Genomic DNA, 17162 nt, shown 5'->3' with positions numbered 1-17162 from the left:
CTCGACTTGCATGTATTAGGCACGCCGCCAGCGTTCGTCCTGAGCCAGGATCAAACTCTCCGAAGAAATGTTTGACTTGCTCATTTTGCTTTTTTGATAGTGTGTGCTCACTTAAAATTTAACGTTGGCGCTTTGTTTTGTTCAGTTTTCAAAGAGCAATTTTTTCGCTATCTCTCTTAGCGACTTTAATATCTTAACATCTTATTACTGCTTCGTCAACAACTTTTTTAAAAAGTTTTTTTCACTCTTTTTTAAAAAGCTTTTACTACGTTGCAGCAACTTTTATAATATACCAGTGTATAAATTAATAGTCAATAGATTTTTTGAATATAATTCACATTTATATATCATGACTGATTTCCCTTGGATAAGTTCGTTTTAACCCTCATATACATTAGGCATTCCTCCTCAGTGCTCACCCTTTTAAACAGTCTGAAAAGGATGTTATATTTCTCGTTTATTGCCCTTTTTACTAAGTGATCAATTCTGTCATCCTGCAAATCGAAAAGTATTTCATCCATCTCTCTTTTTAACAGGTACTCCAATTCCATCTTTTCTTTGTCATTAATCAATAAACCGAGCATGATTCACACCTCCACCAGACATCTTTCCCCATTCACATCCCTTTTATGAATTTTCTACTGATTTTTTGCATAACAATAATCCTCCCGCATAAATTGGAAGACAAGAGTCTTTTGGACAAGGGGATGGATTAATGAAATTTTTCATGGTGCTTCATGCAAAAAACATCAAATATTATTCGTTAATTTTACTTACGGCACTTTTTACCGCTTGGTTCCTTTTTGTGCAAAACATCCTTCACACCCCTGTTTTTTCCACGAAGGATGGGCCCAAAGCGGTTTATAAAGGGGAAAAGAATGTCGCGATTACGTTCAATATTGGCTGGGGTGATGAGAAAGCCGCTCCGATAATAGAAACATTAAAAAGGGAACAGATTAAATCAGCCACTTTTTTCCTTTCGGGATCTTGGGCTGAGCGCCATCCGGACCTAGTAGAGAAAATTGGGAAAGAAGGATATGAAATCGGTATGCTTGGTTACGATTATAAGGATTATTCCGAAATGGAAGATCAAGAAATCATCCGGGATATTTCTAAAGCTCAAGAAGCATTTAAAAAACTGAATGTAAAGAATATAGAACTTTTACGAGCGCCCACCGGTCACTTTGATAAACGCCTCTTAAAGATCAGCGAGAATTTCGGATATACTGTAGTCCATTGGAGCATCGATTCAAAGGATTGGACCAATCCAGGTGTTGATCAAATCGTTCAGAACATCAACAAAGCCCAAAAGGGTGATATCATCTTATTACATGCTTCAGACTCAGCAAAACAAACTAATAAGGCTTTGCCAGAGTTACTAGGGGAACTACAATCAAAAAATTTAAACTTCGTTAGCGTTTCTGAAATGATTTCTAATTCATCGGCAAGCAGTGAGGAAATCCGCTGACTAAAAAAACTGCGTACTAATGGTCCTCATGAACCTAAGTACGCAGTTTTTATGTTGACTTCCTTATGTATGGCCCGACTTACAATAGATTAGCTGCTGCCTTTACCTAATTCGCCAGCTTTCATTTCCTTTGCTGGAGTTTGCTTCCGTGCTTTTTTACTGGCCAATTCCTTTTGTGATCGTTCGATCAATTTGCTTAGAACCAATAATTGATAAGCATTGCAGACTATCAAAGGAAACAGCATGAAATAAAGCCAGCTTTCATCATTGGCACTTAGAACAGGTAACCACTCCAAAACCGTGACTACGACCATGAAGAATAAGGCTGGGATAAATGATTGTCTATTCGTTTGTTTCATTTTGAAATAAGCTGTAATCATCGCTGCAGCTAAAACAACCAATGCTAACACGATATAGGAACTAATCCCCTCGCCTGAACCAAAATTAAGATATCGCAGATAAACCAGATCAAATATAACAAAAAGGATGAGTACAATTTGAACGGCATTCCATAAAGAAGCGCTTTTAAATATTCCCAGACCAAAACGATGGATGGTTAAATAGGCAAAAAAGCCAGCTTGGCTTATGACACTAAAAATTAATCCAACACCGAATAACCAAATAAACGTTGATAGGATGGCACTGACTTCAAAAGAAGAAAAATAAGGTTCAAACTCACTCCATCGAGCCAAAAACCCTACAACTCCGCCCGTTACACCACCGATAAGCAATGTTGTTAAAAACAATTTAACTAAATTACGGCTGTTCATTGTTTTCCTCCATACATTTGTATTTAATTTCCTTAATTGTACCAACCAAATTTGGAAAAATCCACTTATTCCACCAAGGAATAATATCGCCGTTTGGAACCATATTAACAATAAGAAGGATGAAAGGGGCCCTGCGTATGAGAGTGGGAGTTGCTTTGCTTTTCACGTCATTCTTACTCGTTTGTTCCGGTTGTGCTCAAAATGGAGCAGGCGCAGATAAAATGGAGTATGAAGAGACAAAGAAAATGGTCGTCGATATCTTGAAGACAGATGATGGAAAAAAAGCCATCCAGGATATCATTTCCGATGATAAAACGAAAGCTGAACTTATTATGGACTCGGATGTCATTAAGAAATCCATTGAAGATATGGTCACTTCAGATAAAGGAAAGGAATTTTGGAAAAAGACATTTAATGATCCTGAATTCGCTTCCGCTTATGCTAAAGCTTTAGAAGACGAACATAAAAAGGTATTGAAGGACTTAACTGCTGATCCTCAGTATCGTGGAATGATCATGGATATATTGAAAGAACCGGATATGGAAAAAGAAATGAATAAATTATTAAAAACGAAGGAAATGCGTTCCGTTTATAAAGAGCTGATCATAGAAACCATGGAGAGTCCTCTCGTTCAAGCGAAAATGCAGGAGAGATTGGATAAAGCAGCTACTAAAGCGGTAGAGAAGGAAAATAAGGATAAAAAGGCAAAATAATAAAATAAGGCTGATTCCATTGGAATCAGCCTTTATTTTATTGTAGCTTTTCAATGACCTTTTTAGCAATATCCTCGTAAATCCTACCGAGCCTATGGTCTGCAGCGTAAATGGATGGAGCAAAGTCCTCTTCGTTCCAATCTGGCTGTTGTAACGGGAGTTGACCTAAAACTTCTGTTCGAAGCTCTTCTGCAAGCTTCGCGCCGCCGCCTTTTCCAAAAACATATTCTTTTTCACCGGTCGTTTTGCTTTCGAAGAATGACATATTCTCAATGACACCAATGACTTCGTGTTCTGTCTTGATGGCCATTGCACCTGCTCTTGCAGCAACGAAGGCAGCAGTCGGATGCGGAGTCGTAACAATGATTTCTTTACATGAAGGAAGCATAGTATGCACGTCCAATGCAACATCGCCTGTACCCGGTGGTAAGTCAAGGACTAAATAGTCCAATTCTCCCCATTCCACTTCATTAAAGAAACTGTTAAGCATTTTACCCAGCATCGGCCCTCTCCAGATAATAGGCGCGTTATCCTCCACAAAAAAGCCCATTGAGATAACCTGAACGCCAAACCGTTCCACAGGAATGATTTTTTCCCCGCGGACGACCGGTCTTTTTGTTATCCCCATCATATCAGGTACACTGAATCCATAAATATCAGCGTCAACCAATCCGACCTTTTTACCCAAACGAGCAAGTGAAGTGGCGAAATTCACTGAAATCGTAGATTTTCCCACTCCGCCTTTACCACTCGCAATCGCAATGAATTGTGTCTTACTGTTAGGTCCAAGCAAACCTTGGTCCGCTTCATCCTGCGGAATGCTTTCCCGGTGCTTGGCTAACTCATCTTCAGAAAGCTCCGTGAAACGGATGCCTACAGATTCTGCTCCGTTCGTTTTCAGCAAGTCCACCACTTCCGATTGCATTTGCATTTGCTCGGCAGTCCCCGTTTTGGCAATCGCAAGTTTAACGCTTACATGATTCTTTTCAGGTTTTATTTTGATTTCTATAATCCCATTTGTCTCTTCAAGGTTTTTATGTAGAAAAGGGTCTTTAAGATCCTTTAATAAATTCAGTACTTTCTCTTCTGTTAACAAGTCGACCACCCCTTTGAATTCGTTTTATTTTCCCATTTTTCAGTATAACATATTACTGAAATAAAGCTTATTATCTGCCCGTATGCGAAACCTGATTATTTCCCCATAGTAAAAAGGGCCTTGTACGTCACAAGACCCAGAAATCACTCTTCTTGCGATAGTTTTCCCTCTGTAAAGTAACGTAAAATACCCATATAAATCGAACTGGCCACCTTTTCTTGATACCGATCACTAACTAGGCGTTCCCTTTCCTCCTTATTGGAAAGAAAACCAATTTCCACAAGAGCTCCCGGTTTCTTAGCATAATTCATCAAATACACATGATTTATCGTTTTTGCATCACGCTTTGTATTTTCAAGGTTTCTAATGATTTCAGTCTGAATGAATTTTGCTACCTGTTCATTTTCCTCAAACCTGCTTGTATAAAAGGTCTGGGCTCCTTTCGATGACGCTGACGGAAAAGAATTCAAATGAATGCTTAAAAATAAGTCCGCTTCCGAATCATTGATCATTTCAACCCGGTTCCGTAAGTCTTCCCGTTTCCGCTGGCGGATCCCTTTTGTCTTTCCCTGCGCCAAATCCTCATCCTTCTCACGGGTCATGATGACAAGGGCACCCTGTTCCTGTAAATAGTCCCGGACCTTTAATGAAACGGAAAGGGCAATTTCCTTCTCCATTACCTCTTGAATATTTGCCCCGCCGTCCATTCCCCCATGACCGGCATCCAGCACGATTACCTTACCCGACAACGGAAGGTTCCAGGAGTCCCAAGAATCATCTTCAACAAATTTAAAAGTTACAATTAAAAAAAGGACAAACAATCCCATAGCGATTCCTGTATATTTCAGCTTTCTACGCATGACCGTTCCCCTTCCATGATTCCTATACTAAAAGGTATGGGACAAACCATGGAATTAGAACAAGGTATGGGATTTTTGCCTTCTTAATGCAATTTCATTTTATATCGTTTTTCACCAGTCTTAAAGCCGTCCAGCCACCACTCTCCTACAAACCCTTCACAGCAATAAAACAGCCCTTCATCGAAAGCATTATTCGCTGTAACTTCTCGCCAATACAAAATAAAGTTAAAAAGAGTATCGGTCAAAAACTTCTCTTCCTTCCAACACCTGGCCCTTACATCTTCTTCTGACTCACCGTAATAGCCAAACTTACTATAGTTCGCTCCTAATAAATAAGCCTCGATGGCAACATCGAAGTAGCCTTCCTCCAAAACATCCATGAAATCCTGTCCAAAGTAACGCTGAATCCTTCCCTTCATATCTTCGATAGAAAGATCCCTAAGCAATCTACGTTCGAACTTCAATTGCCTTTCCCTTTGCAACTCCTGTAAACCTAATATCACAGCCATATTTCACCTCCGGGGCAATTCCCCATTTCCCAAATTATTTCCCAAGACATAATTTAGTTTTTGCGTTCTATTTTGAACCATTCATTTATTCTATTGGCAAAATATAATGAGGATAGGTTCGGAAGACGTATTGAAGAAGAAACATGAAGGATGCGATTTGATAACAGAATTCTTCTATATATGCGAAACGCAAATAAACGAATGAGTGTATATCCGCGGATGCAAAGCTTTCACTGCCATTAATTTAAAGAAGATATGGCCAATTGGTCGTTGAAAGGTCCAAAAATGGCATAAAATAGTGTCTTGTAAAGCCCCAGCTAATAAAAATGGGCAAAATCAAAGCGAATTTCAAAAGGGGGTACGGAATTTTTATATTCCGTACCCCCTTTTGTCTACAAACTGAAGAGCAGCCTTTGAGCTGCGCTAAAGCAAAACGCCTTTCCCCCGATAACTTGCTGCTCAGGTTGCTTCCCAAGGATGTTCTTGCTGCCTCGGGTCGCTCACTGCTCGTATATCAAAAGATACTAGTCAGGACATTAATCACTCGTGAAGCTTAAGTGGTTTTTATGAAATTGCATTTAGCATGTCCATCCATTTTTGATGCACAACCTCATTTGAGTATTTGCTAATCATTTCTTGTCTACCGAAAGCCCCCATTTGAGCAGCTACTTCCTTATTTTTCAACAAATACACAATTTTATCCGCTAGATTTTCTTCATCCTCAAGGTCTATGACAAACCCTGAGTTACCATCATTAATAATATCAGATGCACCATAATTAAAGTCGTATGATACAACTGGTGTTTCATTTTCAAGCGACTCAACCGCAGCTAGTGGCAATCCTTCATAATTAGATGTTAGTAAACTTAGCGTTGAGGATTTTATTTCTTCTTTTATATTTCGTGAATATCCTTTAAGAAAAATGTGATCCTGCATCTCATGTTTTATTATACTTTCTTGTAGTTTTTTCAATTGACTTCCTTTACCAAATATATTTAACTTTGCACTTGGAATTTTATCCACAACCAAATGGAACATTGAAATGGCACGTTCCAGATGCTTTTGTGGTTCTAATCGAGTAACCATAATAATTGTGTCATCCGCTTTTTTCCTGGGTTCATGTTCAGTAATTGTAATAGCGTTAGGTATTACGTATATATTATTATGCTGACCGTATTGCTTTTGAATATCTTGTTTTTGCTTCTCCGTCAGTACAATTAAGGCATCTAGCTTATCGATTCGATTAAAGACAAAATCATACTTCTTCTTAACTTTACTCCCATAAGAGTAAGGTGATTCAAAGTGATTATTGTGAACGAAATAGGCTCTTTTGGCCTTTTTCTTATCAATACCCATAATTTTAGGTCCGCTTCCCTGGCCATTTGAAATAAAGAGAGGGAGACGCTTTCCTATTTTATAAATCTCTGCAAGTTCATTAAGCCAATGTTTATCATGGGCCTTATTTCCGGAAAACTGCAATATATTTCCGGTTTCTCTTTCAAATAAAAAGACTTCCCCTGGATCCCCTTCCTCGTTATGGTATCGAGTCATAAAACAGAATCCCATTGAGTTATAGTATGATTCTCTTGAGATATTTTGAGTTCGGACACTAAAATATTGCTTGCGAAGAACAAATTTTTCTTCACTAAATTCCACTCGTTGTACAAGCTCTCTACTACTATTGAAATAATCAATCGCCATAAGACGACTATTATCGTAATCATAGTATTTTGTCTTTTTCAATTCGCCGTCTTTAAAATAATGAATCGTTTGATTATCATTAGAGCTAATAATATTTATATAACCATCTTGATCAGTACTAAATTCTTCTTCATAAATTCGGGTGTCTATTAAACCTTCCTTGTTATTTTTTTTAGCGTAGTATTCGTACTTATTAAAATGGTGAACATCAGGATAGACCCGGTTCATTGATTTAAGCTCATTAAAAATTTGCTTATAATGAGGTTGATAATCAAATGTCGTTATAGAAACGTCATAGTTTGCATCAGCAAACATCTTGGACTGATTTAATGTAGCGACCGTAACTCCACCTGACTCAGGTGATATTCCATAAGTAACTAAAAAAACTTTGTTTTCAAACATTCATTAAACCTCCCAATATCAATAGACTAATATTACTAGATACACCGGAGGAGCACAAGGAAACTCAATGCCTCAAAATGTTTGCCCGTATGAGGTCCCCCAAATGCTTTCAGAACGGCTGAATGCTGTAGCAAGGTCCAAACTCGAATATCAACCAACTTTTGCATTAACCGGAACAGTTTTAACTTTAATAAAATAAGAACTCAGCACCGCTTATATGACCAAAAACCTCGTCAAATAATACTCTTGCTAAATATTTTTAAATCCTAAAACAACATTCTTATGACCTGTTATGCCTATCACACCCAGCTTTCAAAGTTTTTTCTTGTATAATGCGGACGTGGAAGTTATTCGTATATTTTAGACACCATTCATCAACCTACTTTACCGTATCATGATTATACCTATAGTAGCTAGGAGAACTCCTTAAAATTGAAGATAAGCGGGAGCATCTTCACACAAAAGACTCTGTATTATTTAAGGTGGTAGTCAATATTAAAGATGTACACGGCATAGTGAACTATATTTATATTATATATTTGCTTCTTTGCAGAATAACGAACGCCTAGTATCCGTCCTCCTTAATCTGTTCAGTCCTTCCTTATCTTCTCGGGAGTTAAGGACTTATGACCTCTGCTGACTTCTGATGATTCAGCTGTCCATCACTGGACAGGTTACCAAGTGTACTTGGCTGTCACCAGACCTCCCCGGGAAATGGTGCAATCTTTCCCTCCATCTATCTGCTTCATTTACTCTGTACACCTTCGGCAGTATGGACTTTGTTTTGTTTGGCAAACTCATCCAATGATACCTAGCCTTATATGAAGTTCGTGTTCCTCAGACCGGAAGTTTTTCCGCTTGTTTCCTTCATATTCCACTTCACCGTGGACACCCTTGCATTAGCTAATCATTACTTCTGCCTTCATGGTTTGGGACTCACACCCTATAGATTGCACCCATGCCGGGCGCACGAAAGAAGCGCAGTCTCGATGACTGTGCTTCTTATTTTATGGTCTATTATCTCACTGCCTGCTCAGGCAGCTTCCTGAGCTTGTCCTTCGTTCCGTGCTTTTTCCAATAATATATTCCGCTCTTATATCTGAGCAGCTCTTTTCTTTAAGCGTCCTGCAAGCGGCACTACAATTATACCCGCTAATACAACCTGCATAACGTTACCAAGGATGGAGCCTAATGGCAGTATCCAGTTACCGTAAAGGATAACTTCGGCAAAATAGTAGCCCACGACTTTTATAATCAATGCAACGGCAACGGCCAGTGAATATACCAGTTCTCTTTTGCCGGGAACCTTTTCGGAGATGAGGCCGGCAAAAAAGCCCATTGAACCTACGATGATGAATGTAAACGGTGCCCATGCTGCCCAACCAGAAAGAAGATCAAAAGAGGCCATTCCAAAGGCGCCTGCTATGGCCCCTGTTTTTTTGCCGTAAACCAAAGCGGCTATAAAAAGGGGAACGTTACCAAGATGGATTAGACCTCCGTTACCCATTATTGGGAGCTTGATGTTGATCATTGTCGCTACAAGGGTTAATGCAATGAATAGTGCATTGATGACCAAGGCCTTTGTTTTAGTTGTTTCAATCGGTGATAATGTTGAATTCATATGAAGTCCTCTTTCTTTTTTTAAGTATTATCATACTCCTAATCAGAAACTTAATAAATATGGATTTTACAAATAAATCTTTATCTTATAAATAAACTCATGTTCACAAAAATGGAACATAACTGTCACCAACATCTACGCGGCGTTTCATTTGCATCCGATGCACGTTGGTCAAATCTTTTCCGGGCATAAAAAACACCCCCAACCAAATTAACAAAAATGCGTCCTAATGAAAAAGTTCATACAAACTAATTTAGATTCATTGCACTCTGTACATCAAATAAATTTGATTGGCAATATAATCTGAACTAAAATGAAGCCCCTTTCTTAACCACCATATTATTATACCTACCAAAGAGGCTGTTTTAATATCAATGGCAACATAATCAGCAGGTAAATCCTTCTTGGTATTCTTCCTTCTTATTTCTACTAATTGCTTTAATAATAAAAACAATTGTTCCTCAAACTGATTCGTATTAAATAAAATAAGTAAATAATTTCGATGGATATATAAATAATCAAGTAATTGTGTTAGTTGTTGTTTTTCTGATAAATCTTTCGCATGTATTAAAGCAACAATTTTATCGGAAAGCTCATTTAATATCTCATCGGTGATTTGCGTTAGTAAATCTTGAATATCCTGAAAGTGTAAGTAAAATGTGGTCCGATTTAAGCCTGCATTGGCTGCGATTTTCTGAACCGTTAAATTTGAAATTGCGGGATCCTCGCATAAGAGAGCAATGACAGCATTTTTAAACATTTCTCTTGAACGAATTGTACGAGGATCTTCTTTTTTAGGTATAGACATTTTAAACTCCTTTATAGATTTTTCTTTGACTTTCTCAACAACATGTATTTCTATGTCGATTAGTGAACATTTTCATGAAAACTGTTCATGGCAAGGAACATATATTTTTGTTACCATCGATTTTATCGACACAATGTTGAGAATGCAAGTCAAAAATGAAGGGGTTTACGAATGGACATAACAGAAAGAAATAAAAAAGTTTTATTATTTGTCCTGATTGCTGGATGTTTTTTATCAACATTAAATCAGACTTTATTAAATGTTGCATTGAGCGGTTTAATGGAAGTATTTCATGTAATGCCTGCAACTGTACAATGGTTATCAACAGGATTTATGCTAGTAAACGGTGTTTTAGTGCCGATTACGGCGTTTTTAATGAAACGATTTACAACAAGGCAGCTATTTATTAGCTCGATGTTCTTTTTGTTCATCGGATCTGTAATTTGTGCATGTGCGGTGAATTTCGGCATGCTGTTAACGGGAAGAATGATTCAAGCAATTGGTGCTGGGATTATTATGCCTTTAATGATGACAGTTATTTTATATTTATATCCTAGCGAAAAGCGTGGAAGTATCATGGGGACAATTGGCTTTGCGATAATTTTCGCTCCAGCTATAGCTCCTACATTATCTGGTTTTATCATTGAATATGTTTCATGGAGATGGCTATTTATTGGGTTAACCCCATTTATTCTAATCGTCATTATTCTAGCGTTCAAATATTTAATGAATGTTGCAGAGACAACAAAAGCAAAATTAGATATCACAAGTGTCATTTTATCAACGGTTGGTTTTGGCTGCATATTATTTGGATTTAGCAGTGCAGGAAGCAAGGGATGGGATAATCTCGTTGTCATTACTACAATAATTGTCGGGTTAATCGTGACGACGCTATTCTGTATACGTCAAATGAAATCCAACGATCCATTATTAAATTTATCTGTATTTAAGTATAAAATTTTCGCTCTGACATCTTTCATCAATGTACTAATTACAATGATCATGTATGCGGATTTAATTCTTCTGCCAATTTACTTGCAGAACGGACGCGGCTTTACAGCATTCGAAGCAGGTTTACTGTTATTACCTGGGGCTGTGATTAATGCCTTCTTATCCCCTGTCACAGGTAAAATGTATGACAAATACGGTGCCAAACCACTCTTTATTACAGGCTTACTATTTATCATTGTTTCGATGTGGGGAGTCATAGATATAAACGAATCAACAACCTATACCTATTTAATGGTTCGCACCATTATATTGCGAATTGGATTAAGCTTTATTACCATGCCTTTAAATACAGCAGGGTTAAATGCTTTACCAAGAGAATTGGGTTCCCATGGTTCAGCTGTAAATAATACCATTCGCCAATTGTCAGGTGCTATTGGCACAGCAGTTGTCATCACAGTGTATACAATGCAAGCAACTGCACATGCCTCTGAGCTATCCATGCAAAATGAAAACATTACAGCTGTTCAACTAAATGCATTATCTTCTATCTTTGGCTCAAGTGATGCCTATGTTTTTATGTTAATTTTATCTTTTGTGGCCTTAATTTTTGTATGCTTTATGCCTAAAAAAGCCGGAATCCCAAAAAGTGAATCACATAACTAAAATTGTTAACAATAGAGTGAATAAAGCATATCTGGAACATCCCAGATATGCTTTTTAATATTTCAGTTACACAAATTTTCCGTGCACAAAAAAGACCCCCAACCAAAATGGTTGAGAGCCTTTGAAACGATAATAGAATTAACGTTTTGAGAACTGAGGTGCACGACGTGCGCCTTTAAGACCGTATTTTTTACGTTCTTTCATACGTGGGTCACGAGTTAGCAAACCAGCAGTTTTAAGAGATGGACGGTATTCTGGATCAACTTGAAGTAATGCACGGGCGATACCGTGACGGATTGCTCCAGCTTGACCAGTGTATCCACCACCGCTAACGTTTACTAGAACGTCGTAATTTCCAGTAGTTTCTGTAGCAACTAGTGGTTGGTTAACAACTTCACGTAATGCTGCGAAAGGAATATATTCATTAATGTCACGACCGTTAATAACGATGCGACCTTCGCCTGGTACTAAACGTACACGAGCTACTGAGCTCTTACGGCGACCAGTACCATAATATTGAACTTGTGCCAAGATAGTAACCTCCTTAGTAATTATCCGCGTAATTCGTATACTTCTGGTTGTTGAGCAGCGTGTGGGTGCTCAGCTCCAGCGTATACGTGTAATTTTTTGTAGATTTGACGACCAAGAGAATTCTTTGGAAGCATACCTTTGATAGCAAGTTCAAGCATTCTCTCAGGGTAGTTTGTACGCATTTCAAGAGCAGTTCTAGTTTTAAGACCGCCTGGATGCATAGTGTGACGGTAATAAATTTTGTCAGTCAATTTTTTACCAGTCAAGTGGATTTTTTCAACATTGATTAGAATTACATGATCACCAGTGTCAATGTTAGGTGTAAAAGTTGGTTTATGTTTACCACGTAAGATGGATGCTACTTCAGTAGAAAGGCGACCCAAAGTTTTGCCTTCAGCGTCAATCACATACCATTTACGTTCTACTTCATTAGCTTTCGCCATAAATGTCGTACGCATGGTTAACCTCCTAAAAAACTTTTTAATTTTTTATATTTATTTTCAATCACAATAAACTTCCGGGGCTTATCGTGGGATTAAAATACATACCATATTATATTAACTTCTCCCAGATTCATTGTCAAGGGAATGTTACACTAGGATAAGTTGTCTATAGAACACTCTTTGCAACTCCATGAAAAGGTCAGTATGGCATCAAACCGCTCCATTACTGATTTCATCCTGTTTGCCATTTGTAAAAAAACTGGTATCACACCGAAAATATTTTTATTTGTAAAATACTTTCCATAAATACAAGCCTTGGGCAGGTGCCGTTTTCCCTGCAAAACTGCGGTCCTTTTTGTCCAATATCCCGATCATATCCCGGGGGTCCATCTTGCCGCTGCCGACTTCCAGGAGCGTTCCAACCAAGATACGCACCATATTATACAAAAACCCTTCCCCAACGAAGCGAAAAACCATGCAGCCATCGCTCTCTTCAAAATCAATTTCTTGGATGGTTCGAACCTTATCGACCACTTCGGTTTTTGCCGAGCAAAAGCTTGTAAAGTCATGTGTCCCTATCAAATAGGAAATTGCTTCCCTCATCGCCTTCCCATCTAATGGATAGGGATAATGATAGGCGTAATTCCGCTTAAACGGATCACGTAATTTGGATCGGGCTATGATATATCGGTACTCTTTCCCAGTCGTATGGAACCTGGCATGAAAATCGTCAGGCACGATATCGACTTCCAAAACGATAATATCGGTCGGAAGAAGGGCGCTGAACGCCTTTACCCAATTTTCAGTAGGAAATGTAAGGGGTGATTCAAAGTGAATGACCTGCCCCTTTGCATGAACCCCTGAATCTGTCCTGCCTGAAGCAGTGATCTTTATAATTGTGCCTTTGTGCATTTGGGCTAAGACTGCCTCAAATTCACTTTGGATGGTCCGTTTCTCAGGCTGCACCTGATAACCAGCGAAATCCGTGCCGTCATAAGCGATCACACATTTATATTTTGGCATAGTACTCTTCCTTATTATGAACGTAATAAAAATAACATGACCGTAAGAAGACCTATTGAGACCATCAAAAGACTATCACTCGTCTTCCAGTCCAATTGGCGGTATTTCGTGCGGCCTTCCCCGCCACGGTATCCTCTTGATTCCATGGCAGTTGCCAATTCTTCTGCCCGTTTGAACGAACTCACAAATAAAGGAACAAGCAGCGGTACAATCGATTTAACCCTGTCCTTTATTGGACCGGATGAAAAGTCAACTCCCCTTGCCGTTTGAGCCTTCATGATTTTTTCCGTTTCCTCCATCAGCGTTGGAATGAATCGAAGGGCAATGGACATCATTAATGCTAGTTCATGAACAGGCATTTTCCACTTTTTCAAGGGTCCCAACAGCTCTTCCATCCCATCTGTAATGGATATCGGGGTTGTCGTCAAAGTTAATAGAGACGTAACAAGGATTAGCAAAGTAAATCTTACGGATATGAATAAACCTTGAATCAAACCGCCTTCATAGATTTCGAACCAACCGTATTCAAAAAGCAATTCCCCTTCTTTCGTAAACAATATATGGAGAAGGAATGTAAATACGATTAAGAAAAAAATAGGTTTTAACCCATTATAAAGATAACGAAGCGGTATCTTCGAAAGGCCTATCAAAAGGATGGTGAATACCGCAAGTAAACCATAAGAAACGACATTATTCGCCAAGAAGATGACACAAACAAACAGGAACACAAGGAGCAATTTAGCCCTTGGATCCATCTTGTGTATCAGGGAGTCTGCAGGGACATAACGCCCGATAATCATTTTATCCAGCATCAGCGGTTCCCCCTTTTCATGGCTTTATCTATTTCTACCGCTAAATCACCGATATTTAGACATGGATGATCAAACCGAACCCCAAGTTCCTTCTGGAGCTTGAGCTGAAAACGGACCGTATCAGGTACATCCAGGCCAAGCTCCAACAGTTGTTCTGGCTCGGAGAATATTTCCTGGGGATTTCCTTTTTTGAACACCGTACCCTGGTGCATGATAATGATGTCATCCGCGTACTTGGCTGCATCCTCCATGCTATGTGTCACCAGAATTGTAGAAATGCCCCTAATTTTATGCAAATCATAAAACATATCCATGATTTCTTTGCGTCCTCGTGGATCCAGTCCTGCTGTGGGCTCATCCAGTACCAATACTTCCGGCTCCATGGCAAGTACCCCAGCAATGGCAACCCGTCGCATTTGACCACCGGATAAGTCGAATGGAGATTTTTCAAGAATTTCCTCACTCAAACCCACTTGGGCGATAGCTTTCCTGGCCAGTTTCTTTGCATCGATTTCAGAAACCCCAAAATTCATAGGTCCGAAACATATATCCTTTTCAACCGTTTCATCAAACAGCTGATGTTCCGGAAACTGAAAAACAATTCCGACCTTTTGTCTAATCGGCCGCAATGCCTTTTCTTTTCGACCAGCCTCAATCGTCCGGTCACCAATGAAGACCCTGCCCTTCGTCGGTTTTAAAAGAGCATTCAAATGCTGCAGTAGCGTCGATTTTCCGGACCCTGTGTGCCCGATGATTGCGGTATAGGTTCCAGGCTCCATTGAAATATTGACATCATGAAGGGCTAGATGTTCAAAAGGAGTATTCACCTGATAGCGGTATTCTACATCATCGAGTGTAATTCGCATAAATCCTTCACCAACTCTTCCTCTGTCAAATGCCCATCAACCACACGAACACCATTTTTTTGTAACTCTTTGGTTAGTTTCACTGAAAAGGGAATATCCAGACCAAGAGCAATTAATTCTTCCTCTAATTCAAAAATATCCTGAGGCGGTCCTTCACGATATAACCGGCCTTGGTTCATGACTATCATTCGATCAGCTTTCGCAGCTTCCTCAAGATCATGGGTGATCGATATGACGGTAATCTCGTTTTCTTGTTTTAATTCCCTAACTGTTTCAAGCACTTCTTCACGGCCTCTTGGGTCAAGCATGGAGGTTGCTTCATCTAAGATGATTATGTCTGGCTGCAAGGCTATTACACCTGCTATGGCCACTCTCTGCTTTTGACCGCCGGATAGATGGTGCGGCTCTTGATTAAGAAAGGCATTCATTTTAACCTTATTTAACGCACCATGAACACGCTCCACCATAACCTGCTGAGAAACACCGGCGTTTTCTAAACCAAAAGCCACATCATCCTGAACTGTAGTGCCTACAAATTGATTATCTGGGTTTTGAAAAACCATGCCAATTTTCTGGCGTACATCCCAAACGCTTTCTTCTGTCAAAAGTTGATCATTAATCGTAATGGTACCTGAGTTAGCGAACTGAAGACCATTCAGTAACTTCGCCAATGTCGACTTGCCAGAACCATTATGTCCGACAATCGCAAGCCACTCCCCCTGATGAATATCAAAAGAAACATCATCCAAAGCGTTTCGAGACTGACCCTCATATTTATAAATAATATTATTTAAAGAAACCAGCTTCTTCACCATGTGGCCCTCCTCATCCTCGACTGCACTCGTCTAATCTAAACTTTGCTCTATCAATATAAACATAGTAGTATTTCTTCTGAAAATATAAAAAAACGCTGCACCCCTTCCACCGAAAGAATTTTCGGTAAATTAAGAGCAGCTTACAGCGGGCCTGTTACGAAAAACAGGTTATCTTATAATCGCTTATCAAAAAAGCGGGAAGGGATGCTTGAGCTAGACGTGAAGGCTCCCTGTACAAACAGGTTCCGCCAGCCATCGTAACACTCAATGCGAATTTCTAAAAAACAGAATTTCTATTTAAAAAAAGAAAAAGGGCATAGAACAAGTGAGTATATTCATTTGTCCCGCCCTTTTTCATCGTTGTTATTAAACTAATTCAATAACCACGACTGGTGCACCGTCACCGCGGCGTGGACCAACTTTCATAATACGAGTGTATCCACCTTGACGTTCTTCATAACGTGGAGCCACGTCACTGAATAGTTTTTGAAGGGCATCTGTGCCTTTCTCAGCGTCAGCGATTTCGTTACGGATGAATGATGCAGCTTGACGGCGTGCATGCAAGTCACCACGTTTACCAAGAGTGATCATTTTATCTACTACAGAACGTAATTCTTTTGCACGTGCTTCAGTAGTTTCAATGCGCTCATGGATAATAAGATCCGTAGCTAAATCACGAAGTAATGCTTTACGTTGTGCGCTAGTGCGTCCTAACTTTCTGTAACCCATTAGAGATTCCCTCCTTTGTTGAAGTTCTATATTGTGTGTCTAAAACAAGGCTCACAACATAATGGATTGATTCCGCCATGTTATCAGTCGTCTTTACGAAGACCTAAGCCTAGTTCTTCTAGTTTCGCTTTCACTTCTTCAAGTGATTTACGGCCTAGATTACGTACTTTCATCATATCTTCTTCCGTTTTATGAGCTAGCTCTTGAACGGTATTGATTCCAGCACGCTTCAAGCAGTTGTAAGAACGAACAGAAAGGTCTAATTCTTCGATCGTCATCTCAAGAACTTTCAAGAATTTCATGCTCAGCCACTGCGCCTTTATCTTTTTGCTTGGCCATTTTTCCAACACGGTCGATGCGTTTGTCAACGGATTCCAAATC

The 17162-nt window shown here is 39.2% G+C and carries 18 protein-coding genes, 1 rRNA gene and 2 pseudogenes (1 of these 21 running past the window's edge); 3 read left to right on the top strand and 18 right to left on the bottom strand.

Annotation, left to right across the window (positions count from 1 at the left end):
* A 16S ribosomal RNA gene (locus ACQKKK_RS22995) occupies nt 1-66 on the bottom strand; the annotation flags it as partial.
* A gap of 281 nt (nt 67-347) precedes the next feature.
* A complete protein-coding gene (locus ACQKKK_RS22990; RefSeq protein WP_125162635.1) occupies nt 348-584 on the bottom strand; it encodes a hypothetical protein in 237 nt (78 codons plus the stop codon).
* Nucleotides 585-715: 131 nt separating this feature from the next.
* Here ACQKKK_RS22990 and pdaB point away from each other — a divergent pair, with 131 nt between their 5' ends.
* The gene (gene pdaB, locus ACQKKK_RS22985) at nt 716-1468 is read left to right on the top strand and encodes a polysaccharide deacetylase family sporulation protein PdaB (RefSeq protein ID WP_427619359.1); all 753 of its coding nucleotides are present in this window, start codon (nt 716-718) and stop codon (nt 1466-1468) included.
* 89 nt (nt 1469-1557) lie between these two features.
* Here the strand turns inward: pdaB and ACQKKK_RS22980 are convergent, their stop codons facing one another.
* Nucleotides 1558-2238 (bottom strand): KinB-signaling pathway activation protein, encoded by a 681-nt coding sequence (locus ACQKKK_RS22980; RefSeq protein WP_427619357.1) that lies wholly within the window; start codon nt 2236-2238, stop codon nt 1558-1560.
* A gap of 137 nt (nt 2239-2375) precedes the next feature.
* Here ACQKKK_RS22980 and gerD point away from each other — a divergent pair, with 137 nt between their 5' ends.
* Nucleotides 2376-2951, top strand: coding sequence for a spore germination lipoprotein GerD (gene gerD, locus ACQKKK_RS22975; protein ID WP_061440402.1), 576 nt, complete (start codon nt 2376-2378; stop codon nt 2949-2951).
* A 37-nt stretch (nt 2952-2988) separates the two neighbouring features.
* On the opposite strand, the gene ACQKKK_RS22970 is transcribed toward gerD, so the two are convergent.
* The 6 genes from ACQKKK_RS22970 to ACQKKK_RS22945 form a co-directional block, all read right to left on the bottom strand.
* Nucleotides 2989-4047, bottom strand: coding sequence for a P-loop NTPase (locus ACQKKK_RS22970; protein ID WP_427619355.1), 1059 nt, complete (start codon nt 4045-4047; stop codon nt 2989-2991).
* A 143-nt stretch (nt 4048-4190) separates the two neighbouring features.
* Complete coding sequence (gene cwlD, locus ACQKKK_RS22965) at nt 4191-4907, bottom strand: N-acetylmuramoyl-L-alanine amidase CwlD (protein ID WP_427619353.1); 717 nt, start codon at nt 4905-4907, stop codon at nt 4191-4193.
* 83 nt (nt 4908-4990) lie between these two features.
* The gene (locus tag ACQKKK_RS22960) at nt 4991-5416 is read right to left on the bottom strand and encodes a DUF2521 family protein (protein ID WP_427619352.1); all 426 of its coding nucleotides are present in this window, start codon (nt 5414-5416) and stop codon (nt 4991-4993) included.
* 564 nt (nt 5417-5980) lie between these two features.
* On the bottom strand, nt 5981-7519 hold the full coding sequence (locus ACQKKK_RS22955; RefSeq protein ID WP_427619350.1) for a glycosyltransferase: 1539 nt from the start codon (nt 7517-7519) through the stop codon (nt 5981-5983).
* A gap of 1093 nt (nt 7520-8612) precedes the next feature.
* Nucleotides 8613-9140, bottom strand: coding sequence for an ECF transporter S component (locus ACQKKK_RS22950; protein WP_427619348.1), 528 nt, complete (start codon nt 9138-9140; stop codon nt 8613-8615).
* 259 nt (nt 9141-9399) lie between these two features.
* The gene (locus tag ACQKKK_RS22945; protein ID WP_427619347.1) at nt 9400-9948 is read right to left on the bottom strand and encodes a TetR/AcrR family transcriptional regulator; all 549 of its coding nucleotides are present in this window, start codon (nt 9946-9948) and stop codon (nt 9400-9402) included.
* A gap of 171 nt (nt 9949-10119) precedes the next feature.
* On the opposite strand from ACQKKK_RS22945, the gene ACQKKK_RS22940 reads away from it, so the two are divergent.
* A complete protein-coding gene (locus ACQKKK_RS22940; protein WP_427619345.1) occupies nt 10120-11562 on the top strand; it encodes a DHA2 family efflux MFS transporter permease subunit in 1443 nt (480 codons plus the stop codon).
* Between the two features lie 138 nt (nt 11563-11700).
* Here the strand turns inward: ACQKKK_RS22940 and rpsI are convergent, their stop codons facing one another.
* From rpsI to ACQKKK_RS22895, 9 genes and pseudogenes are all read right to left on the bottom strand, one after another.
* Complete coding sequence (gene rpsI / locus ACQKKK_RS22935) at nt 11701-12093, bottom strand: 30S ribosomal protein S9 (RefSeq protein ID WP_034304957.1); 393 nt, start codon at nt 12091-12093, stop codon at nt 11701-11703.
* Between the two features lie 20 nt (nt 12094-12113).
* Nucleotides 12114-12551, bottom strand: a complete 438-nt coding sequence (gene rplM, locus ACQKKK_RS22930) for a 50S ribosomal protein L13 (protein ID WP_034304960.1) — start codon at nt 12549-12551, stop codon at nt 12114-12116.
* A 267-nt stretch (nt 12552-12818) separates the two neighbouring features.
* The gene (truA, locus tag ACQKKK_RS22925; protein ID WP_427619343.1) at nt 12819-13559 is read right to left on the bottom strand and encodes a tRNA pseudouridine(38-40) synthase TruA; all 741 of its coding nucleotides are present in this window, start codon (nt 13557-13559) and stop codon (nt 12819-12821) included.
* A gap of 14 nt (nt 13560-13573) precedes the next feature.
* Nucleotides 13574-14371, bottom strand: coding sequence for an energy-coupling factor transporter transmembrane component T family protein (locus ACQKKK_RS22920; protein ID WP_427619341.1), 798 nt, complete (start codon nt 14369-14371; stop codon nt 13574-13576).
* Nucleotides 14371-15237 (bottom strand): energy-coupling factor ABC transporter ATP-binding protein, encoded by an 867-nt coding sequence (locus ACQKKK_RS22915; protein ID WP_427619339.1) that lies wholly within the window; start codon nt 15235-15237, stop codon nt 14371-14373. The genes ACQKKK_RS22920 and ACQKKK_RS22915 overlap by 1 nt, the downstream gene beginning before the upstream one ends.
* Nucleotides 15213-16052 carry an energy-coupling factor ABC transporter ATP-binding protein gene (locus ACQKKK_RS22910; protein WP_427619337.1) on the bottom strand — a complete coding sequence of 280 codons (840 nt, stop codon included), beginning with the start codon at nt 16050-16052 and terminating at the stop codon, nt 15213-15215. The genes ACQKKK_RS22915 and ACQKKK_RS22910 overlap by 25 nt, the downstream gene beginning before the upstream one ends.
* Before the next feature lie 366 nt (nt 16053-16418).
* A complete protein-coding gene (gene rplQ, locus ACQKKK_RS22905) occupies nt 16419-16781 on the bottom strand; it encodes a 50S ribosomal protein L17 (RefSeq protein WP_061440393.1) in 363 nt (120 codons plus the stop codon).
* An 83-nt stretch (nt 16782-16864) separates the two neighbouring features.
* Nucleotides 16865-17050, bottom strand: a pseudogene (locus ACQKKK_RS22900) (DNA-directed RNA polymerase subunit alpha C-terminal domain-containing protein); the annotation flags it as partial.
* A 107-nt stretch (nt 17051-17157) separates the two neighbouring features.
* Nucleotides 17158-17162, bottom strand: a pseudogene (locus ACQKKK_RS22895) (DNA-directed RNA polymerase subunit alpha); its annotated part runs 784 nt beyond the window's last position; the annotation flags it as partial.

This window comes from Peribacillus sp. NPDC006672, from assembly GCF_050274955.1.
In the GTDB taxonomy this organism is placed as follows: Bacteria; Bacillota; Bacilli; order Bacillales; family DSM-1321; genus Peribacillus.
The sequence above is the reverse complement of the archived record's forward strand: the minus strand, read 5'-3'. Positions and strand labels throughout refer to the sequence as shown.

What these genes read in the sequence shown, in the direction of transcription:
- ACQKKK_RS22990 (WP_125162635.1), bottom strand. Translation starts at nt 584, where the DNA reads ATGCTCGGTTTATTGATTAATGACAAAGAAAAGATGGAATTGGAGTAC.
- pdaB (WP_427619359.1), top strand. Translation starts at nt 716, where the DNA reads ATGAAATTTTTCATGGTGCTTCATGCAAAAAACATCAAATATTATTCG.
- ACQKKK_RS22980 (WP_427619357.1), bottom strand. Translation starts at nt 2,238, where the DNA reads ATGAACAGCCGTAATTTAGTTAAATTGTTTTTAACAACATTGCTTATC.
- gerD (WP_061440402.1), top strand. Translation starts at nt 2,376, where the DNA reads ATGAGAGTGGGAGTTGCTTTGCTTTTCACGTCATTCTTACTCGTTTGT.
- cwlD (WP_427619353.1), bottom strand. Translation starts at nt 4,907, where the DNA reads ATGCGTAGAAAGCTGAAATATACAGGAATCGCTATGGGATTGTTTGTC.
- ACQKKK_RS22960 (WP_427619352.1), bottom strand. Translation starts at nt 5,416, where the DNA reads ATGGCTGTGATATTAGGTTTACAGGAGTTGCAAAGGGAAAGGCAATTG.
- ACQKKK_RS22955 (WP_427619350.1), bottom strand. Translation starts at nt 7,519, where the DNA reads ATGTTTGAAAACAAAGTTTTTTTAGTTACTTATGGAATATCACCTGAG.
- ACQKKK_RS22950 (WP_427619348.1), bottom strand. Translation starts at nt 9,140, where the DNA reads ATGAATTCAACATTATCACCGATTGAAACAACTAAAACAAAGGCCTTG.
- ACQKKK_RS22945 (WP_427619347.1), bottom strand. Translation starts at nt 9,948, where the DNA reads ATGTCTATACCTAAAAAAGAAGATCCTCGTACAATTCGTTCAAGAGAA.
- ACQKKK_RS22940 (WP_427619345.1), top strand. Translation starts at nt 10,120, where the DNA reads ATGGACATAACAGAAAGAAATAAAAAAGTTTTATTATTTGTCCTGATT.
- rplM (WP_034304960.1), bottom strand. Translation starts at nt 12,551, where the DNA reads ATGCGTACGACATTTATGGCGAAAGCTAATGAAGTAGAACGTAAATGG.
- truA (WP_427619343.1), bottom strand. Translation starts at nt 13,559, where the DNA reads ATGCCAAAATATAAATGTGTGATCGCTTATGACGGCACGGATTTCGCT.
- ACQKKK_RS22920 (WP_427619341.1), bottom strand. Translation starts at nt 14,371, where the DNA reads ATGCTGGATAAAATGATTATCGGGCGTTATGTCCCTGCAGACTCCCTG.
- ACQKKK_RS22915 (WP_427619339.1), bottom strand. Translation starts at nt 15,237, where the DNA reads ATGCGAATTACACTCGATGATGTAGAATACCGCTATCAGGTGAATACT.
- ACQKKK_RS22910 (WP_427619337.1), bottom strand. Translation starts at nt 16,052, where the DNA reads ATGGTGAAGAAGCTGGTTTCTTTAAATAATATTATTTATAAATATGAG.
- rplQ (WP_061440393.1), bottom strand. Translation starts at nt 16,781, where the DNA reads ATGGGTTACAGAAAGTTAGGACGCACTAGCGCACAACGTAAAGCATTA.